Genomic DNA, 14,653 nt, shown 5'->3' with positions numbered 1-14,653 from the left:
ATGACTAGTTGTGGCTGATTCATCAATCTTAAAGATTGTGAGTGAAGTTACCTTGACTAAGCGGTCAGAACCAGAAGATGACTGTAATAAGTTTACTTTAGCATTTTAATAACAGCATTCTCCAGGATGACAATAGTAAAGGCGAAACATGGATCAACAACCCAATGTCTCATTACAAAGTACGAATAAACCATCTAAGTTGGTAGCTCTTATCGCTTTGGTGATTGCATTCGCCTTGCCTTTTATTTTGGTTAAATCTTTTCCTCATAAACATAAAACCAATTACACTCCTAGTGAACTACCGTCGGTTAACCTTGAAGTCAAACCAACACAATTGGTCACTATACCTAAAGCAGACGAAGAAGAACGTAAACCTGCTTCCTCGCTTGCTAGTGTCAAACTATCAGCTAAAGATAAAGTTCCGGCCGGATCCATACCTACTAAAATTTCGGAAAAAAAGCCTGCAACAGTTGAAGCAACGAAGTTACAACCAGCTACTAAAAATCCACCACCAGTTAATACGGTAACCAATAATGAATGGATCGTAGTAAAAACACGACGAGGGGATTCACTCGCAACTGTCTTTAAGCGATTAGGCCTAGGTCCACAAACACTGCAAACAATCATGCGCGATAATCCTCACAACAAACAGCTATCGCATTTACAAACTGAGCAATCATTGGAATTTTTAATTAAAAAACACACCCTAGAAAAAATGGTTATGCCCATCTCAAATATGCAAACATTGGTTATATATCGGGAAGGACAACATTATAAAAGCAAAATTAATTCTCCTAAGACAACAAATCGCAACCGCGTTGTCACTGCTACGGTTCGTGGATCACTCTATGGCACAGCAAAACGTAATAATATTCCTTACAAACTTGTGCAACAGATGACTGAAGTATTTACCTGGGACATTAATTTCGCCAAAGATATACGTGCAGGTGATCAATTTACTATTGTTTATCAAGGTCAATACATTGGAGATAAGCTGGTAGGAGCTGGTGATGTTTTGGCTGTCAGCTATAAAACACGAGGGAAAACATATCAGGCAGTTCGTCATACAGACAGAAGCGGCCATTCTGATTTTTATTCACCTCAAGGAACCAGTTTAAAGAAAGCGTTTGATCGTTACCCACTTCGCTTTAGCCATATCAGTTCAACATTTAGTCTTTCTCGTTATCATCCTATTCTGCATTATCGTCGTGCTCACAAAGGCGTTGATCTGGCGGCACCTATTGGTACACCCATTCGCGCTACGGGTGATGGTCGTATTGAAATTATCGGACGCCAAAGTGGCTACGGTAATATGATTAAGATCAGTCATAATAAAACCTATAGCTCAATCTATGGACATATGTTGAAATTCCAAAAGGGATTATCTCGTGGTTCCTATGTAAAACGTGGACAAGTCATTGGCTATGTCGGGCAAACAGGATTAGCTTCCGGCCCTCATTGTCACTATGAGTTTCATATTAATCATCAACCCAGAAATCCTACTACGGTTGATTTACCGCGCGGCTTCCCAATCTCAGGCCGTGAATTGGCTAACTTTAAAGCAAAATCTGCTTCACTTCTTGCACTATTAAAAATGTCTGATGGATCACATCTTGTTAAACGTTAAACGACGTTGCAAGTATAAACTAGAAATAATTTAAGCAAATAAGTAGCGACAAATCAGTACGCTGGCAATCACGCCGGCCAAATCAGCCAATAACCCCGCAGGAATAGCATGTCTTGTGCGCTTAATACCAACAACACCAAAATAAATTGCCACCACATAAAAGGTTGTTTCTGTACTTCCCATCATTGTCGCGGCCATCTTGGAAATTAGCGCATCGCCTCCGTGTTCATGAATAATCTCTGCCATAACCCCTGTTGAAGCACTGCCTGAAAAAGGTCTGATTAATGCTAAAGGTAATAAGTCTGAGGGCATGCCTAAAGCAGACAAAACGGGGCCAAGAAGTTGATTTAAAAGTTCAAAAAAGCCTGAGGCACGCAACATTCCTATCGCAACAAGCATGGCAATCAAGTAGGGAATAATATTGATAACCGTCTCAAATCCTTGTTTTGCTCCGGTGGTAAAGGCATCAAAAACATTAATTTTTTTAATAACACCATAGAGTGGTATGCCCACAATAAAAGCTAAAAACAAGCTATTTGAAAGCTGGTGTGCAAAACTACTCATTGGTCACTTGTCCTTTTATACGATAAGAAGGTAACTTGGCTAATTGTTTTACGGCAACAATTGCAACAACGGTTGAAACCAAAGTGGCTCCTAAGGCACTAACAATAATACTACTAGGTTGTGAACTACCGTTTGCTGCAAGAAAAGCGATGGCTGTTGCAGGAATTAATTGGATGCTAGACGTATTAATCGCCAGAAATGTGCACATCGCGTCACTTGCTTGTTGCCCATTTTTATTCAGTGTCTGCAGTTCTTTCATTGCTTGCAACCCAAATGGTGTTGCTGCATTTGCCAACCCCAACATATTGGCCGCAATATTTAAAATCATGGCACCCATAGCAGGATGTTCGACAGGGACATCGGGAAAAAGAGGCCGCATAATCGGTCTTAAAAGCCTGGCAAAACGAGTAACCAGTCCTGATTCAGAAGCAATTCCCATGATCCCTAGCCACAAGGTCATAATTCCAGTAAGCCCTAGAGCAATTTCAAAACCAAATTTTGCTGAATCTGTAACTGCTTGGACAACTTGATCAAGGCGCCCTTGGATGACACCAACAACCACGGAAAGAAAAATCATCGATAACCATATTACATTTAGCATTGTTGTTCCCCAACCTTAAATAGGTTAAAATATGTCCTTTTTGATAAATGGAAGAAAACTATGGATGTGTTTTATCACCGCGTAAAATTATTCCCTCAGATTATTTTTCTTAGTTGTTTTGCCCTTTTATCTTTCAAGACAAGCGCCCAGGTTCATCCCAAACAGGAACAAGCCAACGCAATCATTAACGAACTATACCACAACTTGAATAACATACCGAAATTTGATATGGCCGCCCGGCTTGAAACCATAAGCGCCCAATTTTTAGGAACAGAATATTTGCTAGGGGCTTTAGGAGAGGGAGCTAAAGCGCGTTTCGACCAAGCGCCTCGCTATCGCATCGATGCGTTTGACTGTGATACTTATGTAACAACCGTCTTAGCGCTAGCACTTGCTAGTAACACCACTGATTTTAAGCAATGTCTGTGTAAAATTCGTTATGAAAAAGGTCGTGTTGCCTATATCAACCGTAATCATTTTACTTCGCTTGATTGGAATCAAAACAATCAACAACAAGGCTTTGTCAAAGACATTACGGAAAATTTTAAGGATGCTAACAATCAGCCTGTTGCCCAAATTGCTACAGCTTTGATTGATAAACCATCTTGGTATCAGCATCTTAATCTCAAAAATATACGTTTATATCCTCAAAATGAACAAGAACAATTACAGCGGTTAGCCGATTTAAAAAATCGAGGCAGTAAACTACCTCAGATTCTATCAAAATTACCGTATATCCCGCTAACTGCTTTATTTGACGCGGAAGGAAAGGCTAATCAATATTTATTTTCGCAAATTCCCAACGCTTCAATTATTGAAATAGTGCGGCCTAACTGGGAATTACGAGAAGCGATTGGTACTAATTTGAATGTCTCTCATCTAGGCTTCGCTTTTTGGAAAAATGGCGTTCTTTTCTTTAGAGAAGCTTCTTCAATTCATGGTCGCGTGGTGGATGTTCCTTTAATTGAGTATCTGCAAGAAGCAAGAACCAGCCCTACTATTAAAGGGATCAATGTGCAAGTAATAGTCCCTCAAAATCCTTTGCCCAATGGCTGTAGTGCTGCAGAAAGTCATTAGATAGTTTAGCCAGCATCATTTCATGTTGGCTAAATTATACAATACGTTCCAATAGCAATTGTGCGGTTATAGGGTAACTTATAAAATTCTATATTTAAGTTCGCAGAATAATTGCGAATAAGGAAAGCAAATAACTTTTCTTGCCAATGGAATGTCAATGTTTTCTTCGCCTTAGAAGCCATGACATTAGGTATTTCTACTAAATAGGTGGCTCCCTCTACATTCACCTCAAAAGCAAGCAGCTTTTTCTCATTCAGTTTTTGCAAAGCATCAGGAATTGAAACGGTATCCATAAAGCCATAATGTAATGTTAGCTGGCAGATTTTAGAAGCTAACTGATTGAATTCATAGCGATGATTACCGTATATATGAGGCCGATTTTCCACGATATAGTTTACTATGAGAATATTTTCCGGAACCGCTAAACTTAATTTTAAAAAATGTAGAAAACTGCCACCACTTTGATCATAAGTATCCGTAATAAAAATACCTGTAACACCCGGTAATTGATTAAGTGATTTATAACGCAATTGCTTAATGATTCTGGTGATATCTTCTTTTTGCATATAAAAATTCTTACGCAAAAACTCCATTCCATTGTTCCAGGTGAACATTACTACAGCAACAACCAAGGCAAATAATACCGGAACCCAACCACCCGTTAAAAATTTATGAGAATTAGCTCCTAAAAACGCGAGATCAATAAAAATAAAAACACTAAATATGGAAAACACATGTAATAGTGACCAATTCCACACTTTCCTTGCAGCATAGGCAACCATCGTACTAACCAGTAACATATCCAGATTAACTGCTATTCCGTAGGCATGCGCCATACCACTTGAACTTTTGAAAGTAAAAATAAGAATCAGCGTTCCAATAAGGAGGAAAAAGTTGACTTGGGGAATGTAAATTTGTCCGGCATGTTCTTTTGATGTTTGAATAATTGGCAATCTTGGATAAAGTCCCAATAAAACTGCTTGCTTGGTAATAGAGAATGTTGCTGAAATAACTGCTTGCGACGCAATGACCGTGGCAGCGGTTGATAAAATTAATAAAGGAATAAAAAACCAATCGGGCGCAAGAAAATAAAATGGATTTTCTATAGACTCCGGATGAAGCAATAAATTTGCTCCCTGACCGTAATAATTAAGTGTTAAACTGGGCAAGGCTACAAAAAACCAACTATAGCGAATAGCATTCTTACCAAAATGACCAATATCGGCATATAGAGCTTCACCCCCTGTGATTGCGAGGAATACACCACCTAGTAAAAAATAACCTCTAAGTCCCTGGGTATATAAAAATTCCCAAGCATAATAAGGATTGATTGCTTGTAAAATTGCTGGGTTCTTGATGATTTGTATAAAACCTAGAATACCAATAGTAATAAACCACATTAGCAGAATAGGACCAAAGGCGGCGCCAATTTTTCCTGTTCCTTTTGATTGCATAATAAATAAGAGTATCAAAATCACGCATGCAAGCGGAATAATCCAATCATCAAAACTTGAAGAAACAATTTTTAACCCTTCAACTGCTGAAGTAACCGAGATAGCGGGAGTTAACATGCCATCGCCGATAATAAGCCCAGCGCCAAAAATAGAGAGTAAATAAAATAAATGCTCGTGCTTTGTCTTTTTTTGCTTTAATAATGCTAATAACGCAAGAATTCCGCCTTCGCCTTCATTATCAGCGCGAAAAACAAAAATAAGATATTTAACTGAAATAATGATAATTAATGACCATAAAATAAGCGACAATATTCCATAGACATCAACAGCATTAATGGGAAGCCCACTTAGCGTTTCTCGAACCGCATATAGGGGACTGGTTCCAATATCGCCATAAACAACACCTAATGCTCCAAGCGCTAACGATAAAGAAGAGGTTTTCTTAATCATATCCAAAGCTTATTATTATTTTGTTCATTCACTATAGCTAATCAAAAGTCACTTGCGTAGAGTTTTCAGCAACTATTTTGCTTTTATTCTTCAATTCCTTTAAGTGTTGATTGCGAAATAAAGGTGGATGCTTAATAATGAAAAAATTCATCTGCATAAGGAGTGGGAATGTTATACCAGCGTGCCATGAAGCCTTTCGTGTTCATGAGCTTAATATCTTTAGCATTAAGTAGTTGCTACAAATATCACCCTCCTTATAACAATTTTAAGCCTTATCGTCGTGTTTATGTCACAACACCCCCAGGAACCGTCGTTGGTACAGCAGCCATGGCTGCTGCAGGTGGCCCGGTGATTGCTGGTACATTGGTTGGTACGGCAATTGGTGCAGGTACAGGCGCTTGGAAAGATAGCAAGAGTCAACTCATTAAACAGATTAGACGACATGAAATCGAGTATATCCAATATGGAGATACCGTCACTTTTGTCATACCTACCGATCGTTATTTCATGTTTAATAGTCCTCGCCTAAATGAACTTTGCTTTCCTGGTTTAGCTTTATTAATTAAATTGATAAAAACCTTCCCACCCTGTTGTTCTATTTATGTAGCAGGATTTACCAATGATGTGGGCTCTCGTGAACATAAACAAAAACTGACACAAGCCCAAGCAGAAGCCATGCTAACATTTTTGTGGGCTAATGACATTCCAGCTCAGCGATTAAACGCTGAAGGTTATGGCGATAAAAATCCCGTTTCTGATAACCAACTTATCCATGGCAGCGCTCAAAATCGCCGCCTGGAAATTCAAGTTTTCTATAGCTGTCCGTCACAGACATCTCAAGCGGTACCTTTTACTGGCTATATAAAATAATTGTTTTAAAACTCTTCAAACTGGTAGGTGTATATGAAATCCAGATTTATTGGTGGCATTCTTTTGATTGTAGGAACCTCTATTGGTGGAGGTATGCTTGCATTACCTGTTGCAAATTCAGCCACTGGCTTTTGGCAATCTTCTATTTTTTTATTGATTTGCTGGGCAATCATGACCTTGGGAGCCCTATTTATTCTGGAAGCAAATCTGTATCTTCCCCCAGGAAAACACATGGTTTCTATGGCAGCCTCTACCCTTGGGGGACCTGGACTTCTCACCGCCTGGTTAAGTTATCTCTTTTTGCTCTATACATTACTTTCAGCTTATATCTCGGGTGGCGCGGATGTTTTTGGCAGTTTGTTTACACGAATAGGTATTTCATTGAATGAATGGGAAGCCAGTCTCCTCTTTACGCTCGTCTTCGGTTTAGTCGTCTACGGCGGAATCCGTCGGGTAGATTTGCTGAATCGAGCTTTAATGTTTGGAAAATTAGCAGCTTATTTTATTTTGGTTGTCTTAATAGCACCCCATGTGAATTTCCAAAACTATCAAGGCGGTGATTATCGATTTATCGCGGGAACCGTGATGATTTTAATTACCTCATTTGGTTTTGCAATCATCGTCCCTAATCTACGAGATTATTTTAATGACGATATTAAAACACTAAAAAAAGTTGTCCTGATAGGCTCTCTGATTCCTCTACTTTGTTATTTGGCTTGGGATGCGGTCATCATAGGAACATTACCTGGTGAAGGCCAATTTGGATTGGCTGCTCTGATGCATGACGAACATACAACCAGCGCTTTGGCAGCCAATCTCTCACACACAGTAAACAGTACCCTGATTAGTTCTCTTTTTAATTTCTTTACCTCCATTTGTATGCTTACCGCATTTTTAGGGGTTTCCTTATGTCTGATTAGTTTCTTAGCAGATGGACTAAACATGGTACAAAAAGGGTATCAAGGACTAGGATTATTCCTATTAACATTTCTCCCTCCTCTTCTTATTGTGATTTATTATCCTGGTGCTTACATTCATGCATTAAATTATGCTGGTATTTTTTGTGTAATCTTGTTATTGCTACTACCGGCCTTAATGACACTCATGGGAAGGAAAAAATTTTCTTCCCCATACCAGGTTCCAGGAGGCAAATTTTCACAATGGTTAGTCATTGTTTTTTCCATTGCGTTGTTGATAAATACAGGTTGGCAATTAATTGGTTAACTGTGTATTCTAATTCGGGGCTTTACGATGTTATTGACAACTGATAGCATTGTAATTTATCATATTGTTTAATTTTTTCACAAATGGATGTAATTGTGGCTAACTCGAAATTCATTGGTGGTATCTTATTAATTGTTGGCACCTCAATTGGCGGCGGGATGCTTGCCTTGCCAGTGTCAACCGCGGAAGTAGGATTTACTAACTCGGTTTTTTTCCTAATCATGTGTTGGCTCATCATGACAGTAGGCGCCTTGCTTATCCTGGAGGTTAACTTGCGTCTACCCTCCGGAAGCAATATGGTTTCCATGGCCAAATCTACCCTAGGCGTTCCAGGACAGGTTGTTGCCTGGATTACGTACCTTTTCCTGCTCTATACTTTACTGGCCGCCTACATTTCCGGCGGGAGCGATGTCTTGGGTAGCATTTTGGCAAAAGTACATATTGATTTGCCTAATTGGTTAACCTCTCTTATTTTTACTGTTATTTTTAGTCTTGTTGTTTATGCAGGAATTCGTGCCGTTGATTACGTCAATCGTGGACTTATGTTTGGCAAACTTGGTGTTTATATCTTATTAGTCATCATCATTAGTCCACATGTCAACCCAAGTAGTTTAAGTGGTGGCTCATTAAGAGCGATTACAGGTAGTTTAATGATTTTGGTCACTTCTTTTGGCTTTGCATCCATTGTTCCCAGTTTGCGTGAATATTTTAATGACGATGTTAAATCATTGCGAAAAGTTATTTTATTGGGCTCATTAATCCCATTAACCTGCTATATCCTTTGGGATGCAGTCATCATGGGCGTGGTTCAACGAGATGGAAATGCTGGTCTAGTCGCTCTGATGACTAATGAACATGCAACCAGCGGTTTAACCGATGCTTTATCTGGTGCCGTGAATAGTCAATGGATAACAGGCTTTTTTGGCTTTTTTACCTCTATCTGTATGGTTACTGCTTTTTTAGGTGTTTCAATTGGTTTATTTGACTTTTTGGCAGACGGCTTATCTTTAAAAAAATCGGGGGTTCAAGGTAAATGGACTTTAGCGCTAACTTTTGTACCTCCATTAATTGTAGTTCTGGTAAATCCAGGCATTTATTTACATGCTTTAGGTTATGCAGGCATATGTTGCGTTATCTTACTCCTTCTATTACCCGCTATCATGACTTGGCGAGCTCGCACTCTTGATCCGAATGGGGGAATAATATTGGTTCCTGGAGGGAATTTGAGTTTGGGGTTCGTTGCTTTGATAGCTGTAGGTTTACTTGCTCTAGCCTTCTAAATAAAATGTTAACGCGGGTTATCCGCGTTAATCTTTAACTATCTCCTGCCATTTAAAATGAGCCAACATCTTTTTTGCAAAATTACTGTCTAATAGATGTTCGAATTTCATTGGATCCATCCAGTAGGTCTGAAGTGCAAGTAATGATTTATATCCCAGCTCTAAATTATTGGCTATCAACTGTTCACACAATTTTATAAATTTCTTATCCGGATTACGCGGAGCACTCGGAGTGAGCGAATATTCATCCATCATTTTTGTAAACATTTCGTCAAAATACTTTTGTATTAATCTTGGTACTGGTGAATTCCCGTCAAATATCCGGTGGTCGGCGCTAATTGAGACTGGAAGCATGTCCTGTGGTTCAAAAATTTGTTTTTCCTTATTCCATACAGGCTTACGCTCAATCTCCAAAATAGTGTATTTCATGGCCTCATTAACACGCAGGGGGGACTTTGTGCCTGTATACCCAAAAAAGCCGATATTACTTAATGATACGACTGCATTACCAGGAATAGGATAGGGATAAAAACCATTTCTATACTCATAGAGCCCTTTTTCAACAATATTCTTCAAAAAAGGATATTCTTTCTCTAGCTGTTCTCGTTTTCTAAAGCAATAAACCATCATTTGTAAGATATTTCGAATATTAACCGCCAACTGTTGAACTGTAACTGTATGGCAGTTTTCAAATACTATAGTCCCCATATGATCGTCGCAGTCGGGTAATCTTACTATTAGTCCTACATAGGCTTCTTTACTTTGATACATTTTTCCATGACTTAAAAATGAGCGCCATGAAACATTCTCAATCATGCCTTTGCTAATCGTTTGCAGCATCAATGTAGTTAAGGTTTCAGGGGGAAATTTCTTGTTAAAAAAATCAATACAACTGACGTTGATATTAAATTCGCCTACCATTGTAGGATCACTTGGATTTTCCCATTGTGTCATGAACACTTTACGAATAGGCGTCATCTCAACTTCGTAACAATTTTGAGTATATTCCTGAACCTTGGGAAGAATTTCCTCCCACATTTTCGTTAGGAATACCCAATCTTCATTTGGCTCCAAATTGATTTTGGCCAGTTGTTCTGAATGTTTTTTGTGTAAATTACGTAAAAATTCAAGAACACCATCCACACCTAAAAGAGCAGAAATAGAAAACATGTACTTATATTGTAGAAAGATATTCGTAATTAATTGTTTTTCAAGAAAATCAAGCTTACGGCGTACAAGTGCCATATCTGGCAAACCAATATCTCTGTATAAATCAGCTTCACAGACATGGCGATGTTCATCCTCGATAATGGTAGTAAATACTTCAGGTGCAATATTAGCTCGTTGCAGACTTTTGAAGATTTCTTCTATCCAGCCTTCGCCTATTAAATTTAACAAGACGACAGCAATTTTGGGGCAATCTTCATTACGAATAAAATCGCATAAAATTTCTATTTCATCATTATAATCTGGAGGCAATGCATGAGGAGCGCAAAGTAAATATACGATTTTGGTAAAAACCATGCCATGAAAAATTTCATCCAGTAATTGCGTGCGCATAAGCTTTCGATGTTCTGGAGAAGACATTTTAGCTTCAAATTTTAGCGGAACTTGAATCGCTAACACTTCCAGCTGAGCAAGCATGGAAAATGTATAAATGTAAAGAATTTTTTCATGTTTTAAATCAAAAGGCAGTCCGTTTTTAAATAATTCGTCCATACGACGTTTTATAAGAGCCTTTTCCTCGGGAGTAATCTGGTTCCAACCCTCTAAAATCCATTGCTCAGAACCCCAAGAAGGTCTAAGTAATTCGCTAAGTTCGTCCACGTTACTTAATCCAACGTCTATTTTGATTGTCTGCATCATAACCAGAGCACCAGGGAGCGTCAACCTTAAAAATTAAGGCCATGAAATAGATGATTAAAGCTCTGTTCATTTGCACAATATTGAGTAATACTGCTGTCGGATTAATGAATGTTTTTTGTATGAATAAAACAAAACCTTTTCTTAAATGGGCAGGAAATAAATATCGTTGTATTGAGACCATATTAAGCTCGTTACCCCCTGCCAAGCGACTTATTGAACCATTTACAGGTTCTGGTGCTATTTTCATCAACTCTGATTACCCCAGTTATTTATTAGCTGAGGAAAATAATGACTTGGTGATGTTGTTTAAATTCTTGCAACAAGAGGGGCTTGAATTTATTGAGTATTGCGCGCAATTTTTTTCTATTGTTAACAATTGCGAAGAAAAATATTATCAGTTTCGTAAAGAGTTTAACCAAAGCAATGATTTACGCTATAAGGCAGCTCTATTTCTCTATTTAAATAGACACGGCTACAATGGTCTATGTCGGTATAATCAACAAGGAATATATAACGTGCCCTTTGGTCGTTATAACAAACCTTATTTCCCTCGCGCAGAAATGACCTATTTTTATCGAAAAAGTGTCAAGGCTGAATTTTGTTTAGGCGATTTTCGCCAAACCTTTTGTCAGGCACAGGAAGGGGATTTAATTTATTGTGATCCACCCTATGTACCTTTATCGGCCAGTGCCAATTTTGCGTCGTATACAAATAAGAAATTTAAGGAAATCGATCAGATTGATTTAGCTCAGCTTGCCAGAGAAAGTGCTGCGCGTGGTATCACCGTTATCATTTCCAATCATGATACAGCTTTTACACGACACCATTACCGTCATAGTAAAATTATATCTTTTCCTGTTAGTCGGCTTATCAGTTGTCGCGCCTCAAAGCGACAAGCAGCGCAAGAATTGGTCGCCATATTTAGCCATTAGGTAACGACACCTCAAAGAAGTCTATAACTTAGAATCGTTTTAGTAGGATTTAAGATGCCGATAACTTTTATTTCGGCTATCGGCCATATTAGAGATTTGAATAATGCTTAATGCGCCATTGATTTAGCGTCCTTCATAAAGAAGGCCAGAATCATAACTAGCAATAGAGAAATAGGTAGCACTGACAATGCAATTTGGTAATCAACAACTGTATAGATGTGCTCCCCAGCAATAACGCCACTATCGCCAAATGTATCAAGAAGTTTTCCTACCAATGGTTGAAAAACAACACCTCCTAAGGTGACTATCATGTTTACAGCAGCGAAAACCGTCCCGGACAATTTAGCCCCGCTATTTTCTTTACCCATAATAAACACAATAATTTCTGTAGCACTAAAAGCTCCATATAGAAAGAGCAATACATTTAGCCAAAAATAGGATATGCCTGGATAATAGAGAACAATGCTGATACAAACTAAAGCTAAAGCGGCTCCAATGGTCAGAGGAAGAACGCGGCGACCGCTGTAGTCAGATAAATACCCAGCCACAGGAGCCCCAACGGCCCAGCCTAAAAACATTGCGGAAACAGTTCTTGCAGCTTCAGATTTGGTAAGATGATGAGCTTGCTCCAAATAGCTTTTACCCCATAACTCACCGAACACTGACAAGGATGTGTATAAGCATGCGCCCACAAAACCAATTAACCAAACCTGCGGCGAGGTTAACACAGACCAAACATTAGCAAAAAATTCCGGCAATGCATATTTATGAGATAAGTGCCCCTCAGGCCCATCACGAACAACAAAGAACGTTACTACGGTTAATACACCGCCAATAATCACCATCATATTGAGAACATGATGCCATCCCATCGTCATTGCCATATCGGTAATTTTTACTTCACCATACACAAGACCAAGCATGCCTAATGTCGTAATCAAGCCGGCAACAAGCGAAAAATATCGCCGTGGTAACCAATGCATTGCTAAAGATAAGACACCTACGAAAGCAAAAGAAGAACCAAAGCCTACTAAGAATCGACCGCTACCAGCGATAAACATCGATGAGGTAATGGTAAACATCCATGAGCCAAGCGCGCAGCAAAGACAAGCAAAAGTCAGTAACCGTCTTGGTCCGTAACGATCCATCAACATACCTACGGGCAATTGCATTGGTGAATAGGCAAAATAATAAAGAGCAGACAATTGACCAAATGTAGTTGCCGAAATATGGCCAAAAGCAGCACTTAATTCACTTTGTAGTGCACCAGGAATAATTCTTAAGACGAATTCATAACAATAGAAAAAAGCACCAACAGCGCAGATTAAACTGCCTAGTAGTGCTTGTTTTCTACCTATAGAAGTATTAGTTATCTGCATTAGCATAAGTTTCTTTTAAGAAGAAGGTTAATATAGCAGCAATAATAATTCCTATAGGAATTATTGATAATGCGAATTGATAGTCATCAGCTGTATACATTTGTTGTAATTTATCAACAGGAATATCTTGCAAAGGAACATTAGCTAGATGAGTTGATAGACTTAAATCCAATAAACGTCCAACCAAAGGTTGTAAAAACATAGCACCAAGCATCACGATCATGTTTGTCATTGCCATCGCCGTTCCAGCAGCCTCATTAGGGCTAAGTTCCCGACCTACAGCAAAAACGATACATTGAGCACTATAGAGCAAGCCCAAGGCAAACATTAGTATATTAATATGTGATCCTGTTAGCCCCGGTAAGTAAAGAACGATCATCATCACGATTCCAGCACCTGTTGCCCCAAATAACATAGGTGCTTTACGACGCTTCAATTTATCTGAAATATAACCCATCAAAGGGGCGCCTATTGTAAAACCGAGGAATAATAGGGAGTTTGCAAAATCGGCATTTTCTTGCGTCAAATTGTGTGCATGCTTTAAGTAAGGGATGCCCCACAATTCTGCAAATACCGTAGTCGGTAAATAAACCAGACAACCAAACATACCATTGATCCAAATCTGCTTGTTACGAGCAATAATTCCAAGATCAATCATGCTTTTTTTGAAATTATCGACCGTACCACTTTGGCGTTGATGGCCTTTTTTGTCTCTTATACCAAACCACAATATTACAGCCAGAATAATTCCAGCATAGGCTGTTAGATTGACTGTTTCACGCCAGCCAATGTTCATCACCAGGTTACCTAACAAATTATCGCCAATCATTGCCCCTATGGTCCCTAGCGCTGCGGCCATACCCGAAACCATGGCAAGTTTATCTTCAGGTAACCAAATAGTAGCTAGTTTTAATACGCCTACGAAAGCAAAAGCCGAACCAAAGCCTACTAAAAATCGGCCGGTTGCTGCGACCCAAAATACAGTAGTGCCTGCAAAAATGAAGGTTCCAATAACGCAAACAAGGCAAGCAAGCGTTATTAACAGTCTAGGACCATATCGATCTAAAAGAACTCCGACTGGGAGTTGCAGTGGCACATATGCGTAGTAATAAAACGCAGAAAGCAAGCCAAATCCTGTTGCTGACAAATTAAAATGATCTCGAAGTGCATGTTCCATCACACTGGGAGAAATTCGCAAAAAATATTCGTAACTATAATACACTGCACCTAAGCCACAAATTAACCAGGCTAAAAACATGTATTTATTATCATTCTTACTACGCAAAATGAGCTCCTTCATTCTTTTTTGGTTAAGCACGAGTTCTTGAA

The 14,653-nt window shown here is 38.9% G+C and carries 12 protein-coding genes; 6 read left to right on the top strand and 6 right to left on the bottom strand.

All coding sequences use genetic code 11. The annotated features are described in order from the left end of the window. The first annotated feature begins 148 nt into the window (after positions 1–148). The gene (locus PXX05_RS00665; protein WP_275089134.1) at positions 149–1,627 is read left to right on the top strand and encodes a peptidoglycan DD-metalloendopeptidase family protein; all 1,479 of its coding nucleotides are present in this window, start codon (positions 149–151) and stop codon (positions 1,625–1,627) included. Positions 1,628–1,657: 30 nt separating this feature from the next. On the opposite strand, the gene PXX05_RS00660 is transcribed toward PXX05_RS00665, so the two are convergent. Beyond that, a complete protein-coding gene (locus tag PXX05_RS00660; protein WP_275089133.1) occupies positions 1,658–2,191 on the bottom strand; it encodes a spore maturation protein in 534 nt (177 codons plus the stop codon). Continuing rightward, complete coding sequence (locus tag PXX05_RS00655; RefSeq protein WP_275089132.1) at positions 2,184–2,792, bottom strand: nucleoside recognition domain-containing protein; 609 nt, start codon at positions 2,790–2,792, stop codon at positions 2,184–2,186. The genes PXX05_RS00660 and PXX05_RS00655 overlap by 8 nt, the downstream gene beginning before the upstream one ends. Positions 2,793–2,852: 60 nt before the next feature. On the opposite strand from PXX05_RS00655, the gene PXX05_RS00650 reads away from it, so the two are divergent. Beyond that, positions 2,853–3,869 carry an N-acetylmuramoyl-L-alanine amidase-like domain-containing protein gene (locus PXX05_RS00650; RefSeq protein ID WP_275089131.1) on the top strand — a complete coding sequence of 339 codons (1,017 nt, stop codon included), beginning with the start codon at positions 2,853–2,855 and terminating at the stop codon, positions 3,867–3,869. Between the two features lie 29 nt (positions 3,870–3,898). Here PXX05_RS00650 and PXX05_RS00645 read toward each other — a convergent pair whose 3' ends face one another. After that, complete coding sequence (locus PXX05_RS00645; protein WP_275089130.1) at positions 3,899–5,773, bottom strand: potassium transporter Kup; 1,875 nt, start codon at positions 5,771–5,773, stop codon at positions 3,899–3,901. A 168-nt stretch (positions 5,774–5,941) separates the two neighbouring features. Between PXX05_RS00645 and cmpA the strand changes: the two genes are divergently transcribed. From cmpA to PXX05_RS00630, 3 genes are all read left to right on the top strand, one after another. Further along, positions 5,942–6,643 (top strand): C-OmpA-like family protein CmpA, encoded by a 702-nt coding sequence (gene cmpA / locus PXX05_RS00640; protein ID WP_275089129.1) that lies wholly within the window; start codon positions 5,942–5,944, stop codon positions 6,641–6,643. 33 nt (positions 6,644–6,676) lie between these two features. Further along, on the top strand, positions 6,677–7,867 hold the full coding sequence (locus PXX05_RS00635; RefSeq protein ID WP_275089128.1) for an amino acid permease: 1,191 nt from the start codon (positions 6,677–6,679) through the stop codon (positions 7,865–7,867). A 95-nt stretch (positions 7,868–7,962) separates the two neighbouring features. After that, positions 7,963–9,147 (top strand): amino acid permease, encoded by a 1,185-nt coding sequence (locus tag PXX05_RS00630; protein ID WP_275089127.1) that lies wholly within the window; start codon positions 7,963–7,965, stop codon positions 9,145–9,147. Between the two features lie 27 nt (positions 9,148–9,174). Here PXX05_RS00630 and PXX05_RS00625 read toward each other — a convergent pair whose 3' ends face one another. Further along, positions 9,175–11,013 (bottom strand): 2-oxo acid dehydrogenase subunit E2, encoded by a 1,839-nt coding sequence (locus PXX05_RS00625; RefSeq protein WP_275089126.1) that lies wholly within the window; start codon positions 11,011–11,013, stop codon positions 9,175–9,177. 119 nt (positions 11,014–11,132) lie between these two features. Here PXX05_RS00625 and PXX05_RS00620 point away from each other — a divergent pair, with 119 nt between their 5' ends. Then, positions 11,133–11,945 carry a Dam family site-specific DNA-(adenine-N6)-methyltransferase gene (locus tag PXX05_RS00620; RefSeq protein WP_275089125.1) on the top strand — a complete coding sequence of 271 codons (813 nt, stop codon included), beginning with the start codon at positions 11,133–11,135 and terminating at the stop codon, positions 11,943–11,945. A gap of 107 nt (positions 11,946–12,052) precedes the next feature. Here the strand turns inward: PXX05_RS00620 and PXX05_RS00615 are convergent, their stop codons facing one another. Further along, positions 12,053–13,324, bottom strand: coding sequence for an MFS transporter (locus PXX05_RS00615; protein WP_275090435.1), 1,272 nt, complete (start codon positions 13,322–13,324; stop codon positions 12,053–12,055). Then, a complete protein-coding gene (locus PXX05_RS00610; RefSeq protein ID WP_420844598.1) occupies positions 13,311–14,624 on the bottom strand; it encodes an MFS transporter in 1,314 nt (437 codons plus the stop codon). The genes PXX05_RS00615 and PXX05_RS00610 overlap by 14 nt, the downstream gene beginning before the upstream one ends. Between the last annotated feature and the right edge of the window lie 29 nt (positions 14,625–14,653).

The sequence above is a fragment of the Legionella cardiaca genome (genome assembly GCF_029026145.1).
Classification (GTDB): domain Bacteria; phylum Pseudomonadota; class Gammaproteobacteria; order Legionellales; family Legionellaceae; genus Tatlockia; species Tatlockia cardiaca.
This window is presented reverse-complemented; position numbering and strand designations above follow the sequence as displayed.